Here is a 26,042-nt window from a genome sequence, read left to right as displayed (position 1 = left end):
CTCCTTTTCAAGAGGAGAGGATTATTGCCAGCACGATCGAAATAAGAAAGAGTATGAGATAAGAAGAAAGTGCCGAATCGATTCTCTCGAAGTAAACCGGCAGAGGTCTAAGGAACTTGCGCAGCAGAAGATACCCCGCCATTCCCGCGATAACGGTAAGTAATGATTCGAACATGTATATTTCGAAACCGATGATCCCGTGTATTATTATGACTCCGGACAAGATGGAGTAAGCAGCAACGGTATTCGCGGCCGGCCAGGAGGAAGATTTACCGGGTTTGAGAAAGATAAACTTCGAGAAGCTCATTGCCGTTCCAGCGGAAGCAATAAGAAGCAGGATCTTCAATGAGGGACAACAAGCGCCGTGTATGATGATCTCTTTAGTTACACACCCGGATGTCATAGGAAATCCCGCTATAGCAAGCGAACCGATCAAAAGAAAGGCATACTCGACTTTTGTGATCTTCCCCGACCACTTTGAATACTCCTTTGTACCAAGTCTAGCCGATATATTCCCGACGACCAGAAAGAGTAGCGTTTTGAATATTGCATGGCTAAAGCCGTGCCAGGCAGAGGACTTGTCACAGTTTACGAGCATGAAGCCAACTTGAGATATAGTATGGTATGCGAGGACCCTTTTGGCGTTCTTTGAATTGACGGCGAAGATAACGCCGACAATTGCGCTAACGATGCCGATTATCATATAGGTATCTCTCATCCAGCCGAAAGAGGAATACGTGATGAACCTTATAGACAGGTACACGTCAAGCTTGACAATGAGGCCGGATAGTATTGGAGAGACTTCTATGGGCGCATTGGAATGAGCGTCTGGAAGCCACATGGAGAAAAAGAAAAGGCCGGACTTCACGGCCAGTCCTCCGAAGATCAGAACGGTTGCGATAGTTGAAACCTGTTCCAGACTATCCATCGCAAATGAACCCGTCTCCATATAGACAATCCCGATTCCCAGTAGATAGAAGTTCAGCCCTAGGGAAGAGAGGAGCAGATACTTAAGGCTGGCCCAGGCCTGACGGGGCTTTTTCTCGTAGGAAATCAGAATGAAGGAAATAATCGACGCGAGTTCTATGGTTACGAAGATGCTGAAAAGGTCCCTCGAAAGGAATATCGAATTCAGAGTTCCATAAAGTATGAGGATCAAGGCGTAGAAGAAGCCGTCATAGCCTCTCTTGATAGAATTCAGGATCACCGCAAGCATCACGATGAATGTAGACAAAAGAAAGGGAATTGCGAATTCATCGACAGCCATACCGATTCCAAGCGAACCCCACTTTCCAAGAATAATCGAAGCATCTTCAAAGATAACGAAAGGAAGAACGCTTCCACTTGCAAAAGTAGTCACAATCGCTACAATCGGACTGACCGACTTCCTGTCTTTCAGCACCAGACAGACAATTCCTCCCAGGACGGGCAGAAAGACGAGCGCGATCACTGTTTCTCCCTCTCGAAGATCATTTCGATCGTCTCAACGTTCATTGTGTGGTATCTGTTGTATATTATGATCGCGAATACGAGTGAAAGACAAAGCAGGGCAAATGATATCACAATCCCTGTGATTATGACTGCTTGAGGTATGGGGTCGGCGTAGAAAGCACTCGAAAAATCGCCGCTGACTATGGGAGGTATTATCCCACTTCTTGCTGAGATTCCTGTGTACATGAGGTTTATCGAAGTCTCCACAATACCTAAAGAGAGAATCTTCTTTATGAGGTCCTTCGAGAGAATCATGCCAATCGTCCCCACGAGCATTCCCAAAATTGAGAAATAGATTACGATAGTTCCTGTCATAGTGTTCCTCGTCTGCTAATAAACTCGCTGGACATCTTCCATGCGCCGGCGTACACTTTGATTCCGATGAGAATGTTCAGTATAGGGATAAAGCCACCGCTGAAAGTCGAACCGAAGCCAGCCTCAGAAAGTAATTGTGAGTGGGTTTCTGGTAAAAGAATGATCAAAGTTGAGAGTGCGAAAATTAGCACGAAACTGATTTTCTCAAACACACCGATCTTCAGCATATCATAATGAAGACTTGCCTTCTTGAAACTGGAAGTGAGACCGTAAGTGATTACGCCTGTTGCAAGTACAACTCCGCCAACAAAACCTCCACCCGGGGTGATATGGCCGTTTATTACCACATATAGGAAAAGGGTTATCGACAAGGCGGCCAGGCCCCCGCTGTAGACAGTTACTGTACCAAATACCTGCTGGCCTTCATCGATGTTCACTGGAAGCGATGCAAGAAGGGCGGCGACTCCCAGAGCCGTTACAGTGAAGACGATTATCTCAAATATCGTGTCATAGAGTCTCGCCTCAAGATAAACGCTTGTAACTGCGTTGGGCACGTTAACTCGTTCCACAATTTGCTCTATCGGCCTGGGGATACTTCCAGAGGGATCAAATGAAAGCATAACAATGACAAAGATTATTGTAACTGCTATGATTCCTGCTATCTTCACAGGTACCGCCCCACTATCTCTTCGATATTCCCTGAAGATCTAATCTCGTTCAGTCCTTCAAGAATATCCTTTTCCAGATCCGGCGAATTCATGGAAATGACAAAGACATAGCGGCTCTTTTTCAGGAACTCTGGCGTCGGGGAAATAGCGTTTCTGCTCAAGTGTTTCAGTCTCACAAAATCAATTTCCTCTCCGTTGCAGACAAATATTGAAGTCTCCAGATAAGGGATGCCTTTTGTTCTACCTGAAACGTCGTCCTCTGTAAATGCTCCACAAACCAAATCGACTTCATGATTCTCAACGGCATTCAATGCATCTTCCTTTGAAGAGAACTTAACTGGTTCAACGTGATAACCTTCCTTTTCGTCAACAAGCCGAATGATCTCCCACTCCAGCCCTCTCAGACCGGAAGGCGACTCCTCTATCATCGAAGGCACATCGAGAAATCCGAGACGGACACGGCGCTGTTTCTTAAGTGCCATTATGTATACGATTAGAACCAGTGCAACTCCGACAGAGAACTGAGTCATCGCGACATCCGGCGCTCCTATGATCATCATGATGACGGCCGAGACCGAACCCATAATGCCAAACCAGATAACACTCTGGAAGTTAGTCCTTGATGAAAGGACGATTATCGCGCTGACAAGATAAAGAGAGCTGATTGCGATTATGACGAAATTCATCTATCCCTTCCCCCCGCATTTATGAACGCTCTTGCAATGACATGAGTAACGAGAGGGCCGGTGACCATCAAAGCGACAATAAACGCAAACATCTCAATTATCGTCAATAGGCCAAAGAAAGAAGCGGAGATGACGATGAATATAAGTCCGACCGTGTCGGCAACCGTCAAGAAATGAAGTGTTCCGATAATTGTGTGAGCGCGGATTGCCCTAAACGTGCCTGCAACAACGAAAAAGAGGCCGGGTATAAGGAATAAGTATCCGATTATTCTCATCATCGTCGTACCCCCAGATAATATGCAGCGATAATTGTCCCGCTCGTGTTGAGAATGAGAAACAGCAAGGCAACACTGGATATGAAATCTACACCTGTAACCATTTCGATGAAGATTATCCCGATCAATAACCTTGTGGAAATAGATGAGTATGCTATAAGAAGTCTCCAGGGGTCGCTTCCTGCAGCAAACCACACGAGCATAACAATAGATGAAATGACTGCGACCATTGTAACGTAGAAAGTCACTTCTTCACCTCGTGGATCACTAATCCTTCCCTATCTTTGGATATAACCACCTCTTCTGGAGTCATCGTTATTGATATTATCTTCCCAAATTCCACGATTCTGTTCTCCGGTGCTTTCTCGCTTCTCACAGTAAAAATCGGTTTGGAGAATATTAGTCTGAACGCTTGAAAGACTGCAACAGGTAAAGCGAGCATAATTCGAAATACGGTACCAAGAACAGGACCGGGACGGATAAGCCTTGCAGATACATACTGTACAAGGACAGATACTAGCAAACCCGATACCACCGAGGCTAGAGTGAACCTTCCAAAAAAGGTGATCCACAGAAAAAACGAGATTACGAAAATCATCTAGTCCCACCTCAAAGGTTTGGCCCTGAAATTCTCCTTAGATTTGGAATGCTGCATCCATCCAGTAAGACCAAATCTATCTATCACATCAAGTGCATAATCGTATTCCTCTTCCGAGATTTTTCTTGATAGTTCGTAGTGCTCTCTCGCCCTGTAAACTGGTCGATACTGTGACATAAGCGATATGGGAACGGACGAAGACAATTCAAAAGCCACAAACTCCGCCATCTCTTCTGTACCCGCTATTCCTTCAGGTAGAACAAGGTGCCTGACAATAACTCCTCGCATTCTTTCTTCTCTGAAGGAGCCAGTCTGTCTAAACATCTCCTTCACCGCCTTCTTTGTGACAGTCCAGTAATCGGGGACAAGGGAGTATTTCTCTCCAAGCGCATCGTCGGTATATCTTATATCTGTGAGATAGATGTCGACGATTCCATCGAGAAGCTGCAAAGTACTTACTTCTTCATAACCGCTAGTGTTGAACACTACTGGAAGGGAAAAGCCCTCCTCAAGTGCAAGTTCGTAGGCTTTGAGGAAGCCATGCAAATTAGGAGTTGGAGTGACGAGATCGATGCAAGCGGCCCCTTCCTCCTGAATCTTCATGAAGTGTCGTGATAGCTCTTCAAATGAAAAGACCTTGCCTGCGTTCTTCTGACTGAAAGCGAAGTTTTGACAGTAGAGGCAGCTCATTGTGCAGCCACTAAAAAAGACAGCACCTGCACCGCCTTCCTTCACCAAAGGTGGTTCTTCCCCAAAGTGTAGTACTGTTGCTGAGACTCTTGGTTCAATCCTCTGCATGCAGAAACCAGAAGTCTCATACCTGTTCACATGACATTTCTTAGGGCACAGGTCACAAGAGTGCAGTCTTTCTCTCGTTTTTTCTATTGCTTTATGTACTCTGTCGAGTTTTTCTAAATTTGAATCCATTCAATCCATTCCTTCTCTTCACTCTAAAGGTTGTCGGAAGACCGTGAGCTGATACTATCACACAAATTCGAGTCTAGGGAGACTAAGATTATGTTTGGGCTAAGCGAGGGAAAAGGAACACTTCGGGCAAGTTCGCCTAACCAACAATCCCTTACGTACAACCAATCCAACATCGTACTGAGAGTCTTACATCCCGTCAAGCTGAACTTGTTTCAGCATCCAGTTCCTTTTTCTTCGCCAGCGGAAAACCGCTCAACGGCCCACAGTTCTCATGATCCGACCTCCTACCACCCCTAACCTCGTTTCTCCTTCATTCTTCATCGGGATAGAAAGTTATCTTTGCTCCCAGTGTCCTCAGTTTCTCCTGGAATCTTTCATACCCTCTGAATAGGTGTGTGGCATTGTTGATGATTGTCTCTCCGTCCGCAGCTAGCCCGGCCATTACCAGAGCAGCACCGGCCCTGATATCTGGCGCAACGACTTCTGCTCCACTTAGCTTTTTCACACCACGAATATTCGCATGGCTGCTCGAGACTTTTATCTGAGCTCCCATACGGTTTAGCTCATCTACATACCCAAAACGATTTTCGAAGACGTTTTCCTCAAGCACCGAAGTGCCCTCAACCGTCGCTAAAACGGCCGTTATTATTGCTTGAAGATCTGTTGGAAATCCAGGGTATGGTTCAGATGATACTCTAACAGGGTTCAAAGGGCCTTTCCAGAAAGCTCGCAAATATTCATGGCTCTTTTCAATGCCTGCACCCATCTCTTCGAGAATTCTCAAAAGGGCAATCAAATGGTCTGCAATTGCCCCATGGATTTTAATGTCACCTTTGGTGGCGATCGCTCCGAGTAAATACGTTCCGATTTCTACTCTATCTGGAATAACTGAATACTCTGCTCCAGTAAGCTTTCCAACTCCTGTCACTTTGATGGTTGGAGTTGAGGCACCACTGACTTGTGCACCACACTTGTTAAGAAAGTTCTGAAGATCAGAAATTTCGGGTTCACGCGCGGCGTTTTCAATCGTTACCACGCTCCCCTCCATAAGCGCTGCAGTAGTCATTAGCTGCTCGGTAGCTCCCACACTGGGAAATGGAAGAGCATAGATTATCTCTTTCTCGAAATTCTGCGGGATCACGGCCATAACGTCGCCGTGCTCTTCGGTTATCTTGAATCCAAAAGCCTCCAAACCCTTGAGATGAAAATCAACAGGACGCTGGCCGATATTGCAGCCACCAGGTTTTCCAACCTTGGCCCATCCACAAATCATAGCAAGAGGACCAATAATGTTGAATGAGGCTCTCATTTTTCTTACGAGTTCATATGGAACGTTTCCTACTAGAATCTCTCCAGGCATTATTGTGACGGTTTCATTTTCGAAAGCGACTGTCTTTCCAATTTGCTGAAGTATTGATATCATCGTCTGGACATCTCGCAATTCTGGCACATTCTTTATGACGACTGGCTCTTCAATCATTACTGTAGCCGCAAGAATCGGTAGCACTGAATTTTTGGAGCCACTTGCCCTTATCTCGCCTTTGAGACGTGTATTTCCCATAACAACGAGCTGGCTCATAATAACCCTCCAATCTTTTCATCGAGTTAAGAAGATACGACCGCACTCTTATTTTATCAGAGGTAAGGGCAGAGGAAAGATCGAATCATACCATAATAATTCTATTAGCTCAGGATCCAATCTCATTATAGATACGAAGTCCGATCCTTAGACCTTCTATTCTGCCAGACTCATTTACGATGAACTCCCCCGCACTTGCCAAATAAGGTTCGCTAAGATTTATTATGAAACCTTCGTCCGATATTGAAATCTCCTGTGGAGTGGATGGAGGAGCCGGTTCAGAGTCTTCATCTGGAAAACCTACTCGCGGGATTTCCTTAATGAAGCTCTTCCCCTGCTCAATGAAGATCTCCAGATCTGACATCTCTCCTCTATAGAGCCCGGCAATCTTCTCCGCCCTTTCCAGATAATTGGTTGCGGGTTCAGTAATTACCGGATTCAGTTCCAGAAGATCTTCCACGATCATTCTCGAAAAGAGAGAGGTCGCTTTACTGCCTTCGTTGCTGTTGGTTAGAATGGCTGCTGAAAAGTCGATCTCCGGGAAGACCATCAGTAAGGATATTTGACCGTTGGTGCCACCACCATGCTGTATTGTCGCCACTCCATCGATCTCTTCCACGAACCAGCCAAGTGCGACCTTAGATGCAGGGGAAGCGTCAATCTTTCCAGTTATGAGTTTTGTGAAGGAATCATCACTTATGATTCCATTTCTATCCGAAGCTCTGTCACTAAAATAAAAGGCTGAATAGTTAAGTAGTTCCTTAATGTTAGTGATGATGCCTCCAGCTGGATGTATTGCCCTTCCAACGGCCCAAGGAAGAGCAACAGATATACGATCTTCTGTGATCAGGTGCCCGACCGCAAAACGTTCTGTTATTATATCTTCGGGGAAGAAATGAATGTTCTCCAGACCGAGAGGCTTGGAAACCAGTTCGATGATTGCTTCTTCGAAGGTCTTCCCGGTAACCGCCTCAATGACTCTTCCCGCCACATAGAAACCTGAATTGCAGTAAGAGAGGATTCTTCCTGGAGGGTTGATCTGAGGAAGAGAAGACATGTTCCTAACCAGTTTCTCCAGGGCATCCTTACCATAACCAAAATCCTTGAAGTAATCCCCCTTCATGCCAGAAGTATGGGTCAGAAGATGTTTCATCGTGATCTTTTCTTCAGCTCCTTTATCTGAAAGAGCGAAATCTTCGAGGAGTTCCTTAATTGGTCTTTCCAGATCGATCCTGCCGGCATCGACCAATCTCATAACAGCAAGAGCTACGAAAGTCTTGGTTATCGAGCCGATCTGGAAGAAAGTCTCATCACTTACCTTCAAGGGATGGTTGATATTCGTGACCCCAAGAGAGGCAGTTTCAACTGTGTCCTTAAAACGTACCCCGCAGGAGATTCCGGGAATCTCACCTTCTGTAACTAGCTTCTCCAATTCAGACGTTATTTCCGCGAAGCGCTTTCTAAAACTTCTTAGGTTCATATAACACCTCCTTTAAGCATTGTAGCTGAACATGCACCATGAGGGAAATTTTCTGTGGATTTCGGAGGGAGCCTAATATACAATTGGATAGAGGTGACCAAAGTGGGTAAGTTGAATCTGTCCGAACTTCTTATTCCGGCTAAGGAAAGGGTCAATTTCGACGGTAAAATTGGACTCGTGCTCTCGGGAGGCGGAGCCCGAGGCGCTTATCAGATAGGAGTCTGGAAGGCTCTGAAGGATTGTGGAATTGAGATCGGGGGAGTCTATGGGACGTCGGTAGGCGCCTTAAACTCAATGGCAGTTGCTATGGACAAGTTCGAAGACGCACGCGAATTGTGGCTGAAAATCGATTTCGATAAAGTGGTAGTAGATGGAACTGACGGCAACTTGATCGAAAAAGCGATTGGTGCACTCAAGACCGGCGGGTTCGATCCTGCTCCACTTAGAAAAAACTTTGGCCGTCTCCTTAAGGAAGAGGAAGTTCGAAAAGCCCCGATAGATGTTGGTATCGTCACTTATTCTCTCAGCAATATGGAGCCGAGGGAGCTCTTTATCGAAGATATTCCTGAAGGAGAGCTAAGAGACTACATTCTGGCAAGCGCTAATCATCCAGTCTTCAGAAGAGAGCAAATTGGCTTGGAAAAGTTCATAGATGGTGGAATTTACAGAAATATCCCCGTTAATATGGCTTTGAGCAGAGGGTTCAAGGAGATTATTATTGTCGATCTCGGTCCGAAGAGAATTAGAGATCTTCTGACTCTTGTTTCACTAAAGAGACTTGATGAAGTGAAACATCTCGTAATCAAACCGAGAGAATTCTATGGAGATGTTCTTGACTTCGATCCCGAAGTCTCTCGAAACTTCATGAAAGAGGGATATCTTGACTGTCTCAGCGAACTGGGTTATCTTGCCGGAGAGGAGTACTATGTTTTTGCAAAGCAGGACACAATTGCAAAAGCGCTCTTCTCAATGCCTGAAAAGAAAAAGAAAGAGGCAAAAGCTATCTTTGGAATTGAACCCTGGCAGAGCGAGTCTACTCACCACTTTTATTACGGGCAACTCATGCCAGTATTGCAAGATCATTTCGGAACCTCCGGTCCTTTGGAAACATGGGTGGTCCTCCTAGAGAAGCTTGCAGGACATCTAGAATTTGGGAAGCTGGAGCTGTTCACTTTACAGACTCTGATCGGACGGATCGTTTCTGCTGCGCGCTCAAGTATTGAGAACATAAAGTATAACGATATCGCCTGTGAAAGAGTTGTGAGTTTTCTTGAGCTTCTAATAGACAATTCGAAGATGAAAGATCTCGAAGATCAGGAATTCAGGGTATTCGAAGATGGATTCAGTTCTCTGACCCGCCTGGAATAGTAGAGACAAAAAGGGCCCGGCAATACCGGACCCAGATGACTTCTAGAGATGATCTAATAGTTCTCAACGAAGAGTTCGAAGTAAGCCTTCGAATGTTTGCATGCAGGGCACTGCTCGGGCGCTTCTTTTGCCTCAAGTATATACCCGCAATTTCCGCACTTCCAAAGGACCTTCTCTTCTCTCTTAAATACCTTTTCGGTTTCGACGTTTTCGAGCAGTTTCAAATAGCGGGTCTCATGGCGTTTTTCCACCTTGGCTATCTGTCTGAAGCTCTCTGCAACAGTTCTGAAGCCTTCCTTTTCCGCGACATCGGCAAATGTTGGATACAGTTCCGTCCACTCTTCGTTTTCTCCGGCAGCGGCAGCTTTGAGATTCTCTCTCGTTCCTCTAAGATCTACAGGATAGTCAGCATCTACGTGGACCATAACCGGTAGTTCGCCTGTCATACCTTCTATGATGTGCTTGAAGAAAACTTCTGCGTGTTCCTTCTCGTTATCGGCAGTTTCCCTGAAAAGAGCGGAAATCTGCTCGAATCCTTCCTTCTTGGCTACGGAAGCGTAGAAAGTGTATCTGTTTCTTGCCTGTGATTCGCCTGCAAATGCCTTCATTAGGTTCTCAAGAGTCTTTGTGCCTTTTAGATTCACGATTTCACCCCCAATACGAGATATTGTTTTCGAGTACTTTTGTGTGAACTTATTACGGTTGAGAAAGAACATCTCCACATGATTATAGTACAAAGTCGATTACAATTACGAATCTCTCTAAAGAAAACCGACACGGAGACTTGGTCTCAAGAAAGGCACCTCAGTTTCTACTGGTCTTTATCTGTGTTTTTTCCAAACTCCCTCGAAGAGTCTATTCCGAAGTTCTCATCTTCAACATTTCCCGAAGGTTCAATGTGAACATGTACATCATAGACGTTTTCCTGATCCTTCTTTATCGCGGCCTCAACCTGCTTGGCAAGGAAGTGGGCGTTCCTAACAGACAGCCTGGGGTCTACTTCGATGTCTAGATCAACAAGATACTTGTAACCCATCTTTCTTACTCTCACTTTGTGAGGGTTGTGAACTCCCGGAACTCTTTCAACCGCTTCGAAGATTATGTTGTAAACATTGTCGCCCGGCTTCAGTCCATCCATAAGCTCGTAGTTGGTTTCCCAAAAAATCTCGATAGAGGTCTTGATTACCAGCACTGATACAACCAGTCCGATAATCGAGTCGATTATCTGCAGTCCGGTAACTCCAACGAAAATCGAACCTCCCAAAACGGATAGCGAGATTACTATGTCAAGCTTCATATTCATCGCGTCTGCGACAAAAACAGAAGAGTCAATCTTCTTTCCAATGCTCATCTTGTAGCGATAGAGGAAGTATTTCGTGACGGATGAGATTGCCGCAACCACAATTACCAGCTCAAGATTCTCGACGGAAGACTCTCCGGTAAACAGCTTCTGAACAGAACTCATAGCAAGCTGGGCGCCGGCAAAAAAGATAATCATGGACACAATTTTGGATGCAACGGCGTCGGCTCTTTCATGACCATAAGGGTGTTGAGCATCCGGCGGTTTGCTTGAAACAGATGTTGAGATCCACGTTATGATAGATGTCAATATGTCGGTAGTTGAATCCACCCCATCGGCAAGAATAGCCATGCTTCCAGTGAAGAAGCCGGTAAATACTTTGATCACCGCAAGCAAAGCATTTCCAGCTACGCCTATTATCGAACCCATTCTGGCGACTGAAGCTCTATCTTCGTTCATTCAGTAACCTCCATCGCACTAGCTAGGGCGCCAAGATATCTCTTGTTCCTGTACCTCGATACGGTGCCGTTGATCACTTGGACATCAGCGTTCAAATCGACAGCAATCTTCTTCGTTCCGAGATTGTGGAGTATGTTTGCGCTCTTGCTCTCTCCAGCCACCTTTAACATTATCAAAGTCTCCTTGCGCTTCACGCTCTTGATTGTGGCAAATCTTAGCCAGGGATTACTCTTTCTGAATTCAAGTATAGCCCTGAATCTCATATAGTAGCTGTCATCGACAGCTTCTTGCGCTTCATAGGACACACCGCTGTGAGGATGGTTTTTGCCGAGAGCCTTCCATTCCGTCTGTCCCGGACCGTAGCCGTTCTCATACCAGAGAAAGGGTTCCAGCTGTTCTTCGTTGAAGTACATATTGTAGACACCTTCCATGCCCAGTTCCTCGCCATAGTAGAAGAAGGGTACTCCCGGAAGAGATAGCATTACAGACATTGAAAGAAGCGAGAGTTCACGGTCGCCGTTCATTGACGATACCAAACGACTCATATCATGATTCGTAAGGAAGAGTCCAGATTCGTAGCTGCGTTTGGCCCTGAAGCACCTGTTCAAATCTGTCTTCAATGATATTACCAGAAGCTCAGGATCCTTCTTGGCAATTGCTGACTTCAAGTCTTCGGCCAGCGGGAAGTTGAATCCGATTCCGAAGATCGCAGAATAAAGATCCACAATTCTTGCATCATCCCAAACTTCGCTCACAAAGATCGAATCGGGCGAAATTGATCGGCAGTGCGAGGTCATCTCTTTCCAGAACGCGATATTTCTGCTGTGCTGATACTCGCATATTCCCTTCTCTATAGAGAAATCGAAGATGTGTTTTGCGGCGTCGAATCTGAAGCCGTCAAATCCCACCGAAAGCCAAAATGTGAGAACCTCTTTCATCTGTTGCCATAGAGAAGTTGATTCGTAATTGAGATCGGGGCTTCCCGGGCCGAAAAGTGTATATGCCCATTGGCCGGAGTAATTAGTCCATACCTTCTCCCCGTCCCAGTGTCTCCTTGCCTTTAGCCAGTCTTCGTTCTGCAGAAAGAGGTACCAGTCCCTGTACGGTCTTTCGCCGTCGAGAGCCCTGAGAAACCATTCATGACTAGGAGAAGTGTGGTTGATCGGAAGGTCCAGGATCACTTTCAGATCTCTCCTATGTGCTGAAGCAAGAAAGCTTCTCAGCTCTTTGAGATTTCCATATATGGGATTAATGCTGAAAAAGTCAGTGACACTGTAACCGTGGTATGCCGGCGACTGAAGTATCGGTAGGAGCCATATTCCTTCGATACCGAGACCTGCAAGATAATCAAGTTTCTGTTCGGCTCCTACTAGATCTCCTATTCCGTCTCCGTTGCCATCGCAAAATGATCTTATATACAGCTCGTAGAACACGCACATCCCTCCCGACTATGGCGGTCCAAAATCGGATCGATTCATGAGAACTATCACTGTCCCTAGAATCTTACATCTTATCATAGTTATCCTACAGCGCATTGTGTTAAAATCTTGTCTGTTCTAGGAGGTGTGGAAGATGCTAATAATGGAGACTCTGAGCAAGGGTGAACAGATGAATGCGAGCGACGTTCATGTGACTTCCGGGGGTTATGTGATGTACAGGGTCGATGGCGAGTTGATTCAGGACAAGCTTCTTACCGATGCGATAATGATGAAAAAGATCATTGCTGAGCTTAAGGAAGTTACGGGGATGGAGTTTGAGGACTCGGACAGTAAGGAAATCGATTTCTCTTTTGGCTTCAGCTCATCGAGAGTAAGAGGAAATTTCTTCTACTCAAATAAGCTTCCTGTGATAGCTCTGAGGCTCATTCCGAAAACAGTTAAGACTATAGATGACCTAGGTTACCCCGCCATTTTCAAAGACTTCTGCAAGCCGGACAAGGGACTCGTGCTAGTTGCGGGGCCTACAGGCAGCGGTAAATCAACCACTCTTGCAGCGATGCTGGAAAACATAAACAGAACAAGGAATGCACACCTCATAACTATAGAGGATCCTGTAGAGTATGTTTTTGAGCAAAAGACCGCTTTGATTCACCAGAGGGAGCTTGGACCCGATACCAAGTCCTTCTACAACGGCCTTAAGTATGCCATGAGGCAGGACCCGGACGTAATTCTCGTTGGCGAGATGAGAGATAGCGAGACTATGGAACTTGCGATGACCGCTGCGGAGACCGGTCACCTTGTTTTCTCAACGATTCATACGAATTCTGCCGCCACCACTCCCGAAAGGATAGTCGGAGTCTTCCCACCTCATCAGCAGAACCAAATAGCAATGCAGCTTGCAAATACCTTGCTGGCTGTCATTTACCAAAGGCTGCTGAGAAGAAGAGACGGCAAAGGGAGGATTGCAATTCTTGAGATTCTAGTTGTGAACCAGGCGATAAGGAACCTTATCAGGGAACAGAAGTTCCATCAGATAGAATCTATGATGCAAGCCGGCATTAAGTTTGGAATGGTTACCTTTGATGATGCGTTGATGGATGCTTTCAAGAAGGGCATTATCGACAAGGATCAGCTTCAGAACTATGCGAGAGATGCGAACGCCATGGCCAGGAGGGCCTTCTAATGGATCTAGAAAAGATAATGGAAGTATTCAGGGAGAGATTCAAGGAAGTTGAAAGGGAGCTCTCCAGACCAGAAGTTGCCTCCGATCCTGAGAAACTTATGGAGTACGGCAAGAAACATTCCGAGCTTTCCGAGATCATAAATCTCTACAATGACATAGAATCGATGAAAAGCGAGCTTGACGAATGGTATGAGATGAAGAATTCTGCCGGTGAGAGCGAACAGGAAGAGATAGCCCAGACAATATCAGACCTTGAGAATAGCATTGGGAAACAGGAACTGAATCTAAAGGGACTACTGGTTCCCGATCTATCAGACAATAGAAACATAATTATCGAGATAAGAGCGGGAACTGGCGGCGAAGAAGCGGCTCTCTTCGCTGCGGATCTATTCCGCATGTACAGCAGATATGCCGAGCGAAACAACTGGAAATCAGAGATCATTGATTCCAATGAAACAGACATCGGCGGATTAAAAGAAATCGTATTTCAGATAAAAGGTCGGAGCGTATTCAGCAAACTGAAGTATGAAAGCGGAGTCCACAGGGTCCAGAGAGTTCCCTCTACAGAATCCGGCGGAAGGATCCATACTTCGACCGCCACAGTGGCGGTTCTTCCTGAAGTCAGCGAGACGGAAGTCAAAATCGATCCTGCCGACCTAAGAATTGATACGTACAGAGCTTCAGGAGCAGGCGGTCAGCATGTTAACAAGACAGATTCAGCGGTCAGGATAGTTCATGAACCAACGGGAATCGTTGTTGCGGTACAGAAGGAGAGATCTCAGCACCAGAACAAGGCCAGGGCCCTCGAGATACTTCGTGCAAAACTCTACGAGATGTATAGCTCTAAGGCGGAAAATGAAATTGTCGAGACCAGAAGAACGCAAATAGGAACTGGAGAGCGAAGTGAGAAGATAAGAACATACAACTTCCCTCAAAACAGGGTCACTGACCACAGGATTAACTTCACTAGCTACAGACTTCTTTATATAATGGACGGCGACCTCGACGAACTGATAACAGAGCTTTCCGCTGCAGATATAAACAAGCGTTTGGAACTGCTCCACAGGAAACTTATCGGTTAGTCTAGAGCCTCTTCTAAGGAGACAGAGCATGAAGAATGAGAAGCCTCTAAGAACAAACGCAACAAGGATTCTGGACGGTCTCGGCATAGAGTATGAGGTTCTTGAGTACGAAGTTGACGAAAGTGATCTGGGCGCTGTTAAGGTCGCTTCCGAACTTGGACTTTCAGCTTCTAAAACGATGAAGACAATCGTACTCAAAGGTGATCGAAGCGGTGTCTTCGTGTGCTGTCTCGGTGGGCATCGGGAAATCGATATGAAGAAGCTTCCGGAGATAACTGGTGATAGGAATATCGAAACGGTCTCCTCAGACCGGCTTCTAGCTATTACAGGTTACGTCAGGGGAGGGGTCTCTCCTCTGGGTATGAACAAGAGCTTCAAAATCTATATAGATGGAGAAGTCTTGAGTGAAGAGAGGATTTCTATGAGCGCTGGCAAGCGGGGCCTTCAGATATGGTTAAGGCCGACGGATCTGGTTGTCGCTACGAAAGGTAATGTCGCTTCGTTCTCCAAAGAGAAACACTGAGAGCTCCGGGCTACGCTTGGCAATTAGATTTTGAAAATTATCACAAGAACGGAAATTATTCCGAAGAAAAGGGCCAGTAGCAGCAGAACCGTAGAAATCTCCATCAATCTTCTCTCCCTTCAAACTCCTGTCAATCAATTCTACATTTTTCTTTCCCATCTCAAAAGGAACTGTGAGTAATCTAAGTTGATCATATTGAAAGACATTGTACAATTGAATTGAAAGGACGGTGGTGAAATGTACATCCGCTCTGGTGATCCAGTGAGAACAGTAATCAAAGTTATCGGTGGAATAGTCTACGGTGTCGGCATAGGCTTGATAATACTTAGCTTTGCTAGTTTCTTTCTGGCTCCGTATCTAAGCCTTGTTTTTGGAAGTGTATTCGTTTTTATAGTGTTGGGCTTCATCGCAACAACCCTCGGGAGAATGCTTCTAGGCATGGCGAAGACGAAGAGCTTCTCCGGTCCTGTTAGTGAACAGGAACCCGTTAGCAGGAGCGAAGTTCAGGAGGAAATGACCTACGACTACACCTTTGTTTCCGATAGAGAGGCAAGACTCGAGAAGAAGAAGAGTAAGAGTTATTCTAGGTGTCCGGAGTGCGGCACAGAGAATGACGACAAGGCAACCAAGTGTTCTAGTTGCGGAACTTCTCTAACTGGTTACAAGAAATGTAGCCTTTGCTATATGTTGAACAAAAAAGAGAATCGTTTCTGCAAGAACTGTGGACACGATTTCAATCTTGACTGAGTAAAAAGACTCCGAGATGCATGGCAGCAGAAGATTTGTGCGCTGTGAGGAGACGTCCTTGGTCCTTCGGATCATGGACCCGTCCTTCGTAAGAACAGTTGCAAGTTGTCAGTTCCAAGTTGCAAGCTATAGGCGTTAAGAAGAACAAAACATTAGACGCAAGGCGCCGAAGAGCATCAGTGATAGCAATGCCTGCTTCGCAGGGAAAGAGCCGCTTTTCGCTGAGCGCTGAACGCTCGGAAGACCAAAATCCGTTTGCCACTAAAAAGTTGATGGGGGAACTTAATCTCACAGCGATCAGCGGGTTCTCCGCTTTTAAGCGCACTACGGTTCTTATGCTTGCAACTCGGAACTGAGAACTTGCAACTGATCTTTCGGCGTACAGCGGATCTGGGAACGAAGAACAGATCCTCGCTCGAGTTTATCCTTCAGGACTGATTTTCATCTCCCCGGTCTTCGATCTCGGAACAGTCCAGTGGAGTTCAACGGAGGACAAGGCATTTGCTCTCTCAATTTCGGCCTATGTCGCTTCTGCCCGGTATCACTGCAAGGTTACGGTGAGCTGGAGACTCTTGTTGAAGAGGCAAGTAGATGGGTGAAGGAGGAGTATGTAAGCGCGCTCTGGGAGGTAAACAAGCTTGCAGACGATAGAAAACGGAGTATCGCAGAGACTCTGGAAATGCTTACAGGGATCAGCTCGGCCGTATTCTATCAACGAAATCTAAGGATGAACCAGGTGGACTTCTGTACATTGCTGCTAGAAGAGAGCTACCGCTCCCGTAGCGTGTATGACTCAAGAATAACGGCCATCGGACCATGTATGGGGGACTCAAATGATGGTACAACGTTCACTCTTTCGGAGCAGTTGAAGACATGCGCAAATGATTACATCAAGAGAGAGAGGATATGAAACAATTCTGCCTTACCGAAATGAGCGGGAACGCAGAAGTGTATCTGAACAGGAATTGGGAGAGCGGCAAAGCTGAGCCGGAAATGCCTGACTCACTTGACCTGGGATTTCCCGATGCAGTGATGCTCTTTCACATGCTTTGACCAGAGCTCCCTATCTATGAGTCTTTGTCGCTGGAGGAAGGTTGATCTTGAGTACCCCTTTGAATCGGTTGCCTATAGCATTGATTATCTCAAGATCTCGGATTCTCTTCGTGCCAACATCATTCACAGAGTCTACGAGGGCGGCCATGATCTATGTTAATCCCGAGGCTCTGGAAGAGCTGAAGAAGGATTTAGAACTCTTCTACAGCAATTGAGGTTATCTATAACAACGAATGTAGGCTGAAAACTCGCATCTATTGATCTTGGGAAGTCTCACGGGGTTAGGATGAATCAAGTGTTGAAAAAACAATGTCGAAAGACATGAATCCGGTCTGGCGTCGGGCTACTAATTGGAGTTATTACAAACTGTTGTATAATTAAAGATAGAATCTTCTATTTCTCGTTTTCTAATTATGTTTTCCATTTGGGCGGTGATGCTACGAATGTCTTCATCTATTATCGTTGTAACCGGAATGTCCGGCGCCGGAAAGTCTTCGGCAATCGATGTTCTTGAGGATTTTGGCTTCTTCTGCATGGACAACGTTCCTCCTTCGATTATTGGAGAGCTTGTAAGAATAATCGGCGAGCAGGAAATCGACAAGAGTGCCGTCGTAATCGATATTCGTACGGCCAAGAAGTTCGGCGGAATGGATAAGGTAATTGAGAGCATTGAATCGCTTAAAGAGAGAGGGTTGGGAGTAACAACGATTTTCCTCGATGCTGAGGACGAGGTTCTATACTACAGATATCAGAAGACACGGAGAGCACATCCTCTCCAGGAAGAGATAGGACTTGAAGAAGCGATTCAGAAGGAAAGAAGTATCATGGAGCCGCTGAAACTGCACTGTGATCATGTTATCGATACTTCAAAAATGGATATGAAAGAGATGAAAGAGGCAATTGTTTCGATAATCAGCGGCAAGGGATATTCGCTTCCACCTATGAGAATAGAAATAGAGAGCTTTTCTTATAATGAAGGAGTGCCTCATGATGCCAACCTGATTTTCGATGTGAGATTCCTTCCCAACCCCTATTATTACGAGGATCTCATAGAGCTTACAGGAATGGACAAGCAAGTTAAGGATTATTTGGAGACCTATCCGGAGATCGAAAGCTATTTCAACACTGTTCTGAGACTATGCAGGATAACGATAGAGGGATTCGCGGGAAGCGGAAGAAACTTCATCAAGATAGCTGTTGGCTGTACCGGAGGCAAGCATAGGTCTGTGTATATCGCCGAACGTCTGTACGAAGCGCTCAAGACAGATAGCGTAAGGCTTTCGCTTGATCACAGAGAGCAAAAGATACATAAAGAGAACTCCTGATCCAAATTCTTAACTGATTTAGGAGGTGTTTTATGAAATTGAGGTCGTTCTTGCTCGTGCTAGTCATTATGTTAGGCATTTCTATCCTTGCTGTTTCCCCGGAGCTGCTCGAGGCGGCCAAGAAGGAAGGGAAGGTCGTTGTATATTCTATAACCAGCAGAATATCCAATGCGGCAGAGGCCTTCACAGCGAAGTATGGAATCGCCGTAGAAGCCTATAACCTGAAAGACTTCGAGATGATTGAAAAGGTTTCCAGAGAAGTGGGAAACGGAATCGTCGGCGCGGACTTTGTAATTGCCCAGGACGGTGGTAGAGTATTCGGGGAGCTTATCGAGCCGGGATACTTGATAAACTATGTTCCGGAAGACATGAAGGATCTAATTCCCGAGTCGATGCAGAATCCGCTTGTTCTATCGGTTATCACTAAGGTCTTCCTTTACAACTCCGAGACATTCACTTTCCCGCCCGTAACTAATGTTTGGGCGCTTACGGATCCTGCTTACAAAGGCAGGTTCTTCTTCAAGGACCCCTTCCAGGAAGGCGTAAACATGAATTTCCTTACGATGCTCACAACTCCTGAAGTTGTTGAAGATCTGGAAATCGCTTATGAAAGGTATTTTGGGGAACCAATTAAGCTTACAACAGAAAACGCCGGTTATGAGTGGATGAAAGGAGTTCTCGAGAATGGACTGGTCTTCATCAACAGTGACACAACGATGGCCGAGTCTCTGGGAATAAGAGGACAGGGGATTGACAAGGTCGGTCTATGCACCTATTCAAAGGTAAGATACAGAGACACCAAGAATCTCGCCCTGCTGCCGATTATGGGAATGGAACCCTTTGCCGGTTTCTATTATCCCAGCTACATGATGCTGACGAACAATGCCGCTCATCCTAATGCTGCAAAGCTCTTTATCGAGTATCTACTGACGGAGGAAGGCTTTGCTCCTTGGGCTGGGTCTGAAGGAACTTACTCGTCTAATCCAAATATCCTTCCGTATCCTGGCGACAATGCCTTCGATGTTTGGGAGAAGGTATTGATTGGTGAAGATCCTGAGTTCCTTTTCAGTCACAGACTTGATGTAGAAGACTTCTGGAATATGTACGCATATTAATCACATTCTCTAGACTCCCCCGATCGGGGGAGTCTTAGTCTCTTCAAAGGTGGTTGCTATGAAGAAGTTGCTGAACAAGTTACTCGGGTATTTGTCGAAGCCAGAGCACGCGATTCTGATTCTCCTGCTCATTATCCTGATATATTTGACGATAGTTCCTCTATTCTACATAGGAGTAGACACCTTCACTGTTCATTCTGCAGAAGTGAGAAGAATTAGGGGTTCAAGTGTTGGAGATTTCACGACTTACCACTGGGAGTACGTGTTTAAAAGTGCTGCAAGCGACAACTTGTTTTATAAACCCCTCATAAACACTTTGCTGGTTTCAATAGCTACCTGCGCTTTCGCGCTCATAGTCGGAGGCTTCTTCGCCTGGATGGTAACCAGAACAAATCTCAGATTCAAGAAGCCGATATCCACGATGATGTTGTTTCCATATATTATGCCCTCCTGGACACTGGCTATGGCCTGGCTGAACTTCTTCAAGAACAAGAGCATTGGTGGCGTACCTGGCATATTCACGGCCTTAACGGGCATTGAGACTTCAGACTGGTTTGCATATGGATTCATTCCGATAGTTCTCGTTCTGGGAATGCATTATGCGCCCTTTGCATTCATACTAATCGGTGGGATCTTGAGAAACATGGACGCAAACCTTGAAGAGGCCGCAGTGATTCTCAAGGCAACGAGATTTCGGATAATATGGAAGATAACTGTGCCAATAGTCATGCCAGCCATTCTGTCTACGTTCTTGCTTGTGTTCTCCAGCGCTATGAGTGCGTTTGCCGTGCCTTCATTCCTTGGAGGTCCGGTGAGGTTTCAGGTGCTTACAACGCAGCTGTACAGAACGATCAACGGAGTTAATCCCGGTGCCGGATACATTATCGCTTCATTCATGATAGTTGTTGGAGTGGCAATTCTCACGATAAATCAGTTGATTATCGGCAAGAGAAAAGGGTTCACTACGGTAACGGGAAAGAGCGGAAACATCTCGCTTGTGAATTTGAGAAAGCTTCGTACACCGATTTCCTCAATTATGCTGGTACTCCTGGTAGCAGTGGCGGTAATCCCGCTGCTTACCTTTGCGGCTCAGTCGTTCTTTGTGGAGCCCGGGAATTACTCTCTTAGCAATCTATCTACGATATTCTGGACGGGAGAGGGTAGTCCGGACATAGCAAACGGTGAGCCGGGTATCTTAAAGAATAAGTACGTGTATCAAGGCTTGTTCAATAGTTTCTCTCTTTCTATCGTAGTAGCGCTGATAGCAGGCACAGTTGGTATACTGGTCGGGTATTCCGTTGCCAAAACCAGAGGAAGATTCGGCTCCAATATGGTTGATAGGTTGGCCTTCTTTCCATATTTGATTCCTAGCATGGCTTTCGGTGCGATCTATCTATCGATGTTCTCGGTTCAGCGAGGTTTCATACCACCTCTTTACGGTACTTTTGCGATACTTGCCCTTGTTGGTTCGGTGAAGTATCTGCCTTTTGCATCGAGAGCGGGTATTAACGCGATTCTGCAGCTTGGCAAGGAAATTGAAGAGGCCGCAATAATACTGGGCATCAGATGGTGGAAGAGAATGGTGAAGATAATCATCCCAATTCAGAAGCCCACGGTAATATCCGGTTATCTTCTTCCTTTCATATCGAGCATGAGAGAACTAGCCCTCTATATACTGCTTGTTACACCGTCAACCAGCATTTTGACGACAATGCTTTTCAAGTACAACGAAAAGGGCTGGAATCAATACGCAAATGCGATTGTACTGCTGATAATCGGAATAGTTCTTGTGTTCAATTTCGTGATCAATAAAGTCACCGGCGCAAGTCTGGATAAAGGAATAGGAGGTTGACCTGATGCCTGAAATTATATTGAAGAACCTGACAAAGACTTTCGGAAGTGTCAACGCGGTTGACAAGCTTGATCTTACGATTGAAGACCGCGATTTTGTGACGCTTCTCGGTCCCTCCGGATGCGGTAAAACCACGACACTTCGAATGATATCCGGGCTTGAAACGCCAACAATCGGTGAGATAAGCATCGGCGGTAAGGTGGTTTTTTCAGGTGAGAAGCAGATTAACCTATCTCCGGATAAGCGGGATGTCGGCCTCTTGTTCCAGAATTACGCACTTTGGCCTCACATGACAGTTTATCAGAACATAGCTTTCGGTCTTGAAAACATGAAGTGGAGCAAAGAGGAAATAAGAAAGCGAGTAAGAGAGATGGGCGATCTCGTCAAGATAAGCGATCTTCTTGACAGGTATCCTTCAGAACTTTCGGGCGGTCAACAGCAAAGAGTTGCCATCGCAAGAACACTTGCTCCAAATCCTAAGGTCCTCTTGATGGATGAGCCGCTTTCTAACCTTGATGCCAAACTGAGAATGGAAATGCGAGCCGAACTGAAGCGGCTTCACAGGGAGATCGAATCGACGGTAGTCTACGTCACTCATGATCAGCTGGAAGCAATGACGCTGGCCACAAAGGTTTGTCTCCTTGAGGAAGGGGTTCTCCAGCAATATGCGCCCCCACTCGTAATATACGATCAACCGTCCAACGTTTTCGTCGGAGATTTCATCGGGAATCCTTCAATGAATTTCCTGGATGCCACAGTTAAGGGTGCTGAGAAAGATGGAGTCTCTCTTGAAACCGCCGAACTCACTATGGAGATGATTTTCAAGAGCAAAGAGGCAGAAGTTAAGAACGGTGACGAAGTAATAATTGGTTTGAGACCGGAGGACATCACGCTAAACCCGTACAGCGGAGCAAATAGTTGTGTTATCTACTCAACGCTTCCTTCTGGAATGGAGACAGTGGTGAGGGCAAAGATCAAGAACACGATGTTCTCAATAGTCGTCTTTGGAAGAGTCGATTTCGTAGTTGATTCGAAGATGGAGATCTCCTTTCCTTCAGTAAACTACTTGCTTTTCGACAAAGCTACAAAGAATAAGATAGGAGCAGGCTCTTTGAAGTTGACAGAGTAGAGGCGATACTTTTTGAGGAGAGGGATCTTGTAGTATTCCTCTCCTTGCTACTTCAGAGAGTAATCGTATTGAATCTATATCTCAGGAACCCACAAAACTCTTCTTCTCTTTCTTGCAGATCTTTTTGAGGTGTTCCTGCCCATCGCGGTACAGCCGTAGAGGTTGGTTCCTCCTATGGAGTGGCCGATCACGTAGAAGTTCTTCAGAGTCTTCAATACCAACGGCTTGTTGAGGAAGCCTCTGAGAGTGTCTTTCATTCGAAAGTCCTCTTTGCTCTCGTAGCCTCGTCCATTTGACGTGAACTTCTCTGTAGTCATTGGCTTTGTGACATCTGTTACTTCAACTGCATCGGTGATACCGGGAATGAATCTCTCGATTGCCATGATCGTGTTACTGGCAATCTTTTCCTTTACTTCTTCGTATTTTCTTTGGCCCTTTGAGAGTTCCTCCCAGTAAGACCAATAGGTGTCATACATAACTTTGAACTGGTCTTTCCCTTTGGTGCCATTGTTCCATCATAACTGTAATTCAGAAGGTTTACTATGGAACACCGTCACCTGCAATCTCAATCGGTTTATCCAGAAAGAGGGACATTGCATTCGGCAATTGTGACAGGTCCATGTCAATGCCAAAAGGCACATGCAGAGCCATCATCATTCTGTCGAAGGGCTTTGAATACATCGAGCGCAGACGATCGGTGAGGTGTCTCTCATCTATCAGTTTCTTAAAAGTATCATAGGCGTAAACATCTGAAACCACATAGTCGGCGTTAAGCTCTGACCACTTTTGAGCCTTACTCCGACTGCCTTTCCCTCCCTTTCAATGACCTTAACTGCTGACGAATCGTACAGTATCTCGCCTCCGAGGGAAGCGTATCTCTTCACGATTGACTCGATGAACTTACCGGAACCTCCGGAGTACCTTCCGTATCTCTTTGCGTTGGAGCCTGCCATTACTCAAAGATTGAGAGTCATGGGGATTATTGCCCAACCATATTGAATGACTGGAAAGAACATCCTTAAGGCAGGATTCTTGAATCTCTGAGCAAAAGCAATCGTCGTGTACTTCGTGACCTTTCTGTTCTTTATGAGAACAAAGATGTTCTTGATCCAGTCTCTGAATTTCCAGAATCCCACTTCCATAAGATCCACGTCGGAAAGTCTGCGGATTCCGTTGATATAGTCCCCTATTGTATTAGAGTCTTCGGGAGCGATTCTCTTCATTTCGGTTTCAAGTCTTTCGAGATCGTGGTATACCGTGAACTTATTGCCCGATTGATCTTCTGCTTTCACCAACTCTTCGGGGAAGTGAACTTCTGAAGGCATGGCGCCCAAATCCTTCCGCATGTTGTAGAGAGGGGTATCCGGAAGTAGCCCAGCAAGATGGCGAATACAGCCATCGAAAACATATCCGCCTCTATCCTATGAGGTGCATAGACCGCCCAATTTGCTTGACTTCTCAAGTATTATCGGGTCGAATCCGTTCATTCTGGCAAAACACCCCGCGGCCAGTCCGCCGATTCCACCTCCGATGATAACAATCTTTGCCATCTTAGCCTCCTTAAACTCTTAATTGGACGATTGGAAAGTACTCCTGCCGAATGTAACAGAGAACAGATGAGAGAAGTGGTAATTACGAGTTAATTCTATCACTCTTGAAGGTGTCTGTTCGCTAAGCGAGTTTTGTACTATACTATTGAGCACTTTCTAGGGATTATTGACTCGACTTGAGATAGAATTGGACTATTCGAGGAGGTGTATGCTTTCATGAGGTTTGTCTGTATTGCTTTGGTACTTGTTATTTCTGCATCCGCCATTGGAATTGGTTTCGGTGTCGGCGTCAAGATACACGGTCATTTCGAGCCCTTTGCCGCAATAAATTTTGATACGTGGCTTCTTGGATTTCAGGCCAAGGCGGGAGTAATCTTTGATACAGATTCAATTGTATTGGTTCCGGGTCTGTATCTTTACAAAGATATCGCCTCCTGGAGAGTTCACGGTGGAACTGAGATCCTTTTTCACCTCGGTGAAATGGAAGGCCTCCTTCTCGCACGAGCAGGTGCGAACTATGGGTTCGCCACTGATTTTGGAAGGCTTTTTATCGGTGCAGAACTGGGATTTCCCGTTAATCTGCCTGGGGAGTTTTTTGTCGATACTAGCCTGAAGATAGTTCCCACATTTCTCGTTCAGCTTGAGTTCTAGAGAATGGATTTCGCTTCTAGAGTCGTTCAAGTTCCGGTTAGTTAACAGAGAGCAATCTTTGATTCAAGGTTGTTCTGAAATCCCTTCAGTGAAAACTCCGCTTCTTGGAACGAGTTCGCTGCTTGTCAATTCAGCCCTGCAGTCGGGTATTTTCCGAGCTTCGCTGGATTCCATGGAACGAGATACATCTCGACGTCATCCAGATTGTGCCACCATAGTTCGACACCTTCGGTCTTTTCAGGGATGATTCCTTTGTCGAAGTCGAAAATATACGAAGCCTGAAGCTTCACATACTTCTTCTCGACTAATATTTGCCCCTTCTCGTCATACGTAACAAAGTCAAAGAACATGAAACCTCGATTGTCCCTGTCGAGCTCTAGTATAAGCATCTTTCTGAGTCTATTCTGGTCTGTGAGATAAACAAGAATGTCTCCGTCTTCCAGCATACGCTTCTCATTACGCGAAATATTGATACTCTCTGTTTTCAAATTCTCGCTGAATTTCTCGATATCGTAGTAGGTAACTGAGTTGAAACGATTTCTGTACACCTCAATCGTGGGATTCCTCGAAAGACAAGACATTGCCAGCACTGTTGCCACAATGGCCGTTGCAAGCAATTTCTTCATCTTTACCACCTCTTTTTTCTATCAGAATCTGTAACCGATCTTGAAGTCGTAGATCTTCCCCACAGTCTCGCTGAATCTCTGGAGAATTACAGCTGTGTTGAACTCTATGTAGTAATTGGGAATGATATTCATTCCAACTCCCAGTCTGAGAGGAGAAAAGCCCAGCTGCAACTGCTCTCCAAAAGCGAATGTGTGACCGATGTCTCCCCTGAAATAGAAGACTCCCATATCAAGCTTCAGCCCTGCATATCCTAACCAGGCAACTCCAGGGATCACAAAAGAGGTCTTAACGCCGGTGTCTTCAGAGAGAGTAAACATTAGAAATGGAGTTGCCACTCCGAACGATAAAGGTCCAAGATCGTACCGCAGATCTATGCCCAGCACGTCTATTCCAACGAAGCCGGAAAGTGGAGTGTTCGAAAGAGACTCGGTCTTTGCAGCTGCATTGATCAGTCCCAGAGAAAGGCTGCCGAGTGAGAGCGAAGCAACAAGCAGAATGAAAAGTACTAGAACGGACTTCTTCATGGGTTTCACCCCCTAACGTTCATTGTACGTCTGCAACATCCAAAAGCGATCTACTTTCCAGACTGTCTGCTCAATCGCTAGTCAAATTCTGTGAGC

31 protein-coding genes are annotated in these 26,042 nt (G+C 45.7%); 12 read left to right on the top strand and 19 right to left on the bottom strand.

The annotated features are described in order from the left end of the window. Window positions 1-7: 7 nt before the first annotated feature. The 10 genes from V512_RS00410 to V512_RS00365 all read right to left on the bottom strand — a co-directional run bounded on the left by V512_RS00410 (window position 8) and on the right by V512_RS00365 (window position 8,019). Entirely contained in the window at window positions 8-1,450 is a 1,443-nt protein-coding gene (locus tag V512_RS00410) for a proton-conducting transporter membrane subunit (protein ID WP_099828492.1), read from the bottom strand. Continuing rightward, window positions 1,447-1,806: a cation:proton antiporter subunit C gene (locus V512_RS00405; RefSeq protein ID WP_099828491.1), complete on the bottom strand. Its 360-nt coding sequence runs from the start codon at window positions 1,804-1,806 to the stop codon at window positions 1,447-1,449. Before V512_RS00405 ends, V512_RS00410 begins: the two co-directional genes overlap by 4 nt. Beyond that, window positions 1,803-2,474: an MnhB domain-containing protein gene (locus V512_RS00400; protein ID WP_099828490.1), complete on the bottom strand. Its 672-nt coding sequence runs from the start codon at window positions 2,472-2,474 to the stop codon at window positions 1,803-1,805. The genes V512_RS00405 and V512_RS00400 overlap by 4 nt, the downstream gene beginning before the upstream one ends. After that, window positions 2,471-3,160, bottom strand: coding sequence for a hydrogenase subunit MbhD domain-containing protein (locus V512_RS00395; RefSeq protein ID WP_099828489.1), 690 nt, complete (start codon window positions 3,158-3,160; stop codon window positions 2,471-2,473). Before V512_RS00395 ends, V512_RS00400 begins: the two co-directional genes overlap by 4 nt. Next, window positions 3,157-3,438, bottom strand: coding sequence for a monovalent cation/H(+) antiporter subunit G (locus V512_RS00390; RefSeq protein ID WP_099828488.1), 282 nt, complete (start codon window positions 3,436-3,438; stop codon window positions 3,157-3,159). Before V512_RS00390 ends, V512_RS00395 begins: the two co-directional genes overlap by 4 nt. Next, window positions 3,435-3,683, bottom strand: coding sequence for a hypothetical protein (locus V512_RS00385; protein WP_099828487.1), 249 nt, complete (start codon window positions 3,681-3,683; stop codon window positions 3,435-3,437). The genes V512_RS00390 and V512_RS00385 overlap by 4 nt, the downstream gene beginning before the upstream one ends. Continuing rightward, the gene (locus tag V512_RS00380) at window positions 3,680-4,033 is read right to left on the bottom strand and encodes a Na+/H+ antiporter subunit E (RefSeq protein ID WP_099828486.1); all 354 of its coding nucleotides are present in this window, start codon (window positions 4,031-4,033) and stop codon (window positions 3,680-3,682) included. The genes V512_RS00385 and V512_RS00380 overlap by 4 nt, the downstream gene beginning before the upstream one ends. Further along, on the bottom strand, window positions 4,034-4,831 hold the full coding sequence (locus V512_RS00375) for a radical SAM protein (RefSeq protein WP_243392171.1): 798 nt from the start codon (window positions 4,829-4,831) through the stop codon (window positions 4,034-4,036). It lies immediately after the preceding gene. A gap of 439 nt (window positions 4,832-5,270) precedes the next feature. Further along, the gene (gene murA, locus V512_RS00370; RefSeq protein WP_099828484.1) at window positions 5,271-6,539 is read right to left on the bottom strand and encodes a UDP-N-acetylglucosamine 1-carboxyvinyltransferase; all 1,269 of its coding nucleotides are present in this window, start codon (window positions 6,537-6,539) and stop codon (window positions 5,271-5,273) included. Window positions 6,540-6,648: 109 nt separating this feature from the next. Beyond that, window positions 6,649-8,019, bottom strand: coding sequence for a serine hydrolase domain-containing protein (locus V512_RS00365; protein WP_099828483.1), 1,371 nt, complete (start codon window positions 8,017-8,019; stop codon window positions 6,649-6,651). 102 nt (window positions 8,020-8,121) lie between these two features. Here V512_RS00365 and V512_RS00360 point away from each other — a divergent pair, with 102 nt between their 5' ends. Then, entirely contained in the window at window positions 8,122-9,387 is a 1,266-nt protein-coding gene (locus V512_RS00360; RefSeq protein ID WP_099828482.1) for a patatin-like phospholipase family protein, read from the top strand. A gap of 53 nt (window positions 9,388-9,440) precedes the next feature. Here V512_RS00360 and rbr read toward each other — a convergent pair whose 3' ends face one another. The 3 genes from rbr to V512_RS00345 form a co-directional block, all read right to left on the bottom strand. Beyond that, a complete protein-coding gene (gene rbr / locus V512_RS00355; RefSeq protein WP_207759726.1) occupies window positions 9,441-10,034 on the bottom strand; it encodes a rubrerythrin in 594 nt (197 codons plus the stop codon). Window positions 10,035-10,198: 164 nt separating this feature from the next. Then, window positions 10,199-11,146 (bottom strand): cation diffusion facilitator family transporter, encoded by a 948-nt coding sequence (locus tag V512_RS00350; RefSeq protein WP_099828480.1) that lies wholly within the window; start codon window positions 11,144-11,146, stop codon window positions 10,199-10,201. Further along, window positions 11,143-12,585 carry an alpha-amylase family glycosyl hydrolase gene (locus tag V512_RS00345; protein WP_243392170.1) on the bottom strand — a complete coding sequence of 481 codons (1,443 nt, stop codon included), beginning with the start codon at window positions 12,583-12,585 and terminating at the stop codon, window positions 11,143-11,145. The genes V512_RS00350 and V512_RS00345 overlap by 4 nt, the downstream gene beginning before the upstream one ends. 133 nt (window positions 12,586-12,718) lie before the next feature. Here V512_RS00345 and V512_RS00340 point away from each other — a divergent pair, with 133 nt between their 5' ends. The 10 genes from V512_RS00340 (at window position 12,719) to V512_RS00300 (ending at window position 22,594) form a co-directional block, all read left to right on the top strand. Next, complete coding sequence (locus tag V512_RS00340) at window positions 12,719-13,768, top strand: PilT/PilU family type 4a pilus ATPase (RefSeq protein WP_099828478.1); 1,050 nt, start codon at window positions 12,719-12,721, stop codon at window positions 13,766-13,768. After that, window positions 13,768-14,850: a peptide chain release factor 1 gene (gene prfA / locus V512_RS00335; RefSeq protein ID WP_099828477.1), complete on the top strand. Its 1,083-nt coding sequence runs from the start codon at window positions 13,768-13,770 to the stop codon at window positions 14,848-14,850. Before V512_RS00340 ends, prfA begins: the two co-directional genes overlap by 1 nt. Before the next feature lie 28 nt (window positions 14,851-14,878). Next, window positions 14,879-15,373, top strand: coding sequence for an aminoacyl-tRNA deacylase (locus V512_RS00330; protein WP_099828476.1), 495 nt, complete (start codon window positions 14,879-14,881; stop codon window positions 15,371-15,373). Between the two features lie 237 nt (window positions 15,374-15,610). Beyond that, entirely contained in the window at window positions 15,611-16,120 is a 510-nt protein-coding gene (locus V512_RS00325) for a zinc ribbon domain-containing protein (RefSeq protein ID WP_099828475.1), read from the top strand. Window positions 16,121-16,595: 475 nt separating this feature from the next. Further along, window positions 16,596-17,030 (top strand): hypothetical protein, encoded by a 435-nt coding sequence (locus tag V512_RS00320; RefSeq protein ID WP_099828474.1) that lies wholly within the window; start codon window positions 16,596-16,598, stop codon window positions 17,028-17,030. Then, the gene (locus V512_RS14520; RefSeq protein ID WP_165775307.1) at window positions 17,027-17,173 is read left to right on the top strand and encodes a hypothetical protein; all 147 of its coding nucleotides are present in this window, start codon (window positions 17,027-17,029) and stop codon (window positions 17,171-17,173) included. The genes V512_RS00320 and V512_RS14520 overlap by 4 nt, the downstream gene beginning before the upstream one ends. Before the next feature lie 443 nt (window positions 17,174-17,616). Beyond that, complete coding sequence (gene rapZ, locus V512_RS00315) at window positions 17,617-18,498, top strand: RNase adapter RapZ (RefSeq protein ID WP_099828473.1); 882 nt, start codon at window positions 17,617-17,619, stop codon at window positions 18,496-18,498. A gap of 32 nt (window positions 18,499-18,530) precedes the next feature. Further along, window positions 18,531-19,613 carry an ABC transporter substrate-binding protein gene (locus V512_RS00310; RefSeq protein ID WP_099828472.1) on the top strand — a complete coding sequence of 361 codons (1,083 nt, stop codon included), beginning with the start codon at window positions 18,531-18,533 and terminating at the stop codon, window positions 19,611-19,613. A gap of 58 nt (window positions 19,614-19,671) precedes the next feature. Next, a complete protein-coding gene (locus tag V512_RS00305; protein WP_099828471.1) occupies window positions 19,672-21,465 on the top strand; it encodes an iron ABC transporter permease in 1,794 nt (597 codons plus the stop codon). 4 nt (window positions 21,466-21,469) lie between these two features. Beyond that, complete coding sequence (locus tag V512_RS00300) at window positions 21,470-22,594, top strand: ABC transporter ATP-binding protein (RefSeq protein WP_099828470.1); 1,125 nt, start codon at window positions 21,470-21,472, stop codon at window positions 22,592-22,594. A 74-nt stretch (window positions 22,595-22,668) separates the two neighbouring features. Here the strand turns inward: V512_RS00300 and V512_RS14835 are convergent, their stop codons facing one another. The 4 genes from V512_RS14835 to V512_RS14820 form a co-directional block, all read right to left on the bottom strand. Then, the gene (locus V512_RS14835) at window positions 22,669-23,070 is read right to left on the bottom strand and encodes a hypothetical protein (protein WP_243392169.1); all 402 of its coding nucleotides are present in this window, start codon (window positions 23,068-23,070) and stop codon (window positions 22,669-22,671) included. A gap of 240 nt (window positions 23,071-23,310) precedes the next feature. After that, window positions 23,311-23,547, bottom strand: coding sequence for a hypothetical protein (locus tag V512_RS14830; RefSeq protein ID WP_243392168.1), 237 nt, complete (start codon window positions 23,545-23,547; stop codon window positions 23,311-23,313). Window positions 23,548-23,550: 3 nt separating this feature from the next. Beyond that, window positions 23,551-23,919, bottom strand: a complete 369-nt coding sequence (locus V512_RS14825; RefSeq protein ID WP_243392167.1) for a hypothetical protein — start codon at window positions 23,917-23,919, stop codon at window positions 23,551-23,553. 96 nt (window positions 23,920-24,015) lie between these two features. Beyond that, window positions 24,016-24,144 (bottom strand): NAD(P)-binding protein, encoded by a 129-nt coding sequence (locus V512_RS14820; protein ID WP_243392166.1) that lies wholly within the window; start codon window positions 24,142-24,144, stop codon window positions 24,016-24,018. A gap of 216 nt (window positions 24,145-24,360) precedes the next feature. On the opposite strand from V512_RS14820, the gene V512_RS00290 reads away from it, so the two are divergent. After that, complete coding sequence (locus V512_RS00290) at window positions 24,361-24,795, top strand: hypothetical protein (RefSeq protein WP_099828469.1); 435 nt, start codon at window positions 24,361-24,363, stop codon at window positions 24,793-24,795. Window positions 24,796-24,920: 125 nt separating this feature from the next. On the opposite strand, the gene V512_RS00285 is transcribed toward V512_RS00290, so the two are convergent. Together V512_RS00285 and V512_RS00280 are read right to left on the bottom strand one after the other, a co-directional pair. After that, window positions 24,921-25,421 carry a hypothetical protein gene (locus tag V512_RS00285; protein ID WP_099828468.1) on the bottom strand — a complete coding sequence of 167 codons (501 nt, stop codon included), beginning with the start codon at window positions 25,419-25,421 and terminating at the stop codon, window positions 24,921-24,923. 21 nt (window positions 25,422-25,442) lie between these two features. Continuing rightward, on the bottom strand, window positions 25,443-25,946 hold the full coding sequence (locus V512_RS00280) for a hypothetical protein (protein WP_099828467.1): 504 nt from the start codon (window positions 25,944-25,946) through the stop codon (window positions 25,443-25,445). Window positions 25,947-26,042: the final 96 nt, after the last annotated feature.

It is taken from the genome of Mesotoga sp. Brook.08.105.5.1, assembly GCF_002752635.1.
Classification (GTDB): domain Bacteria; phylum Thermotogota; class Thermotogae; order Petrotogales; family Kosmotogaceae; genus Mesotoga.
The sequence above is the reverse complement of the archived record's forward strand: the minus strand, read 5'-3'. Positions and strand labels throughout refer to the sequence as shown.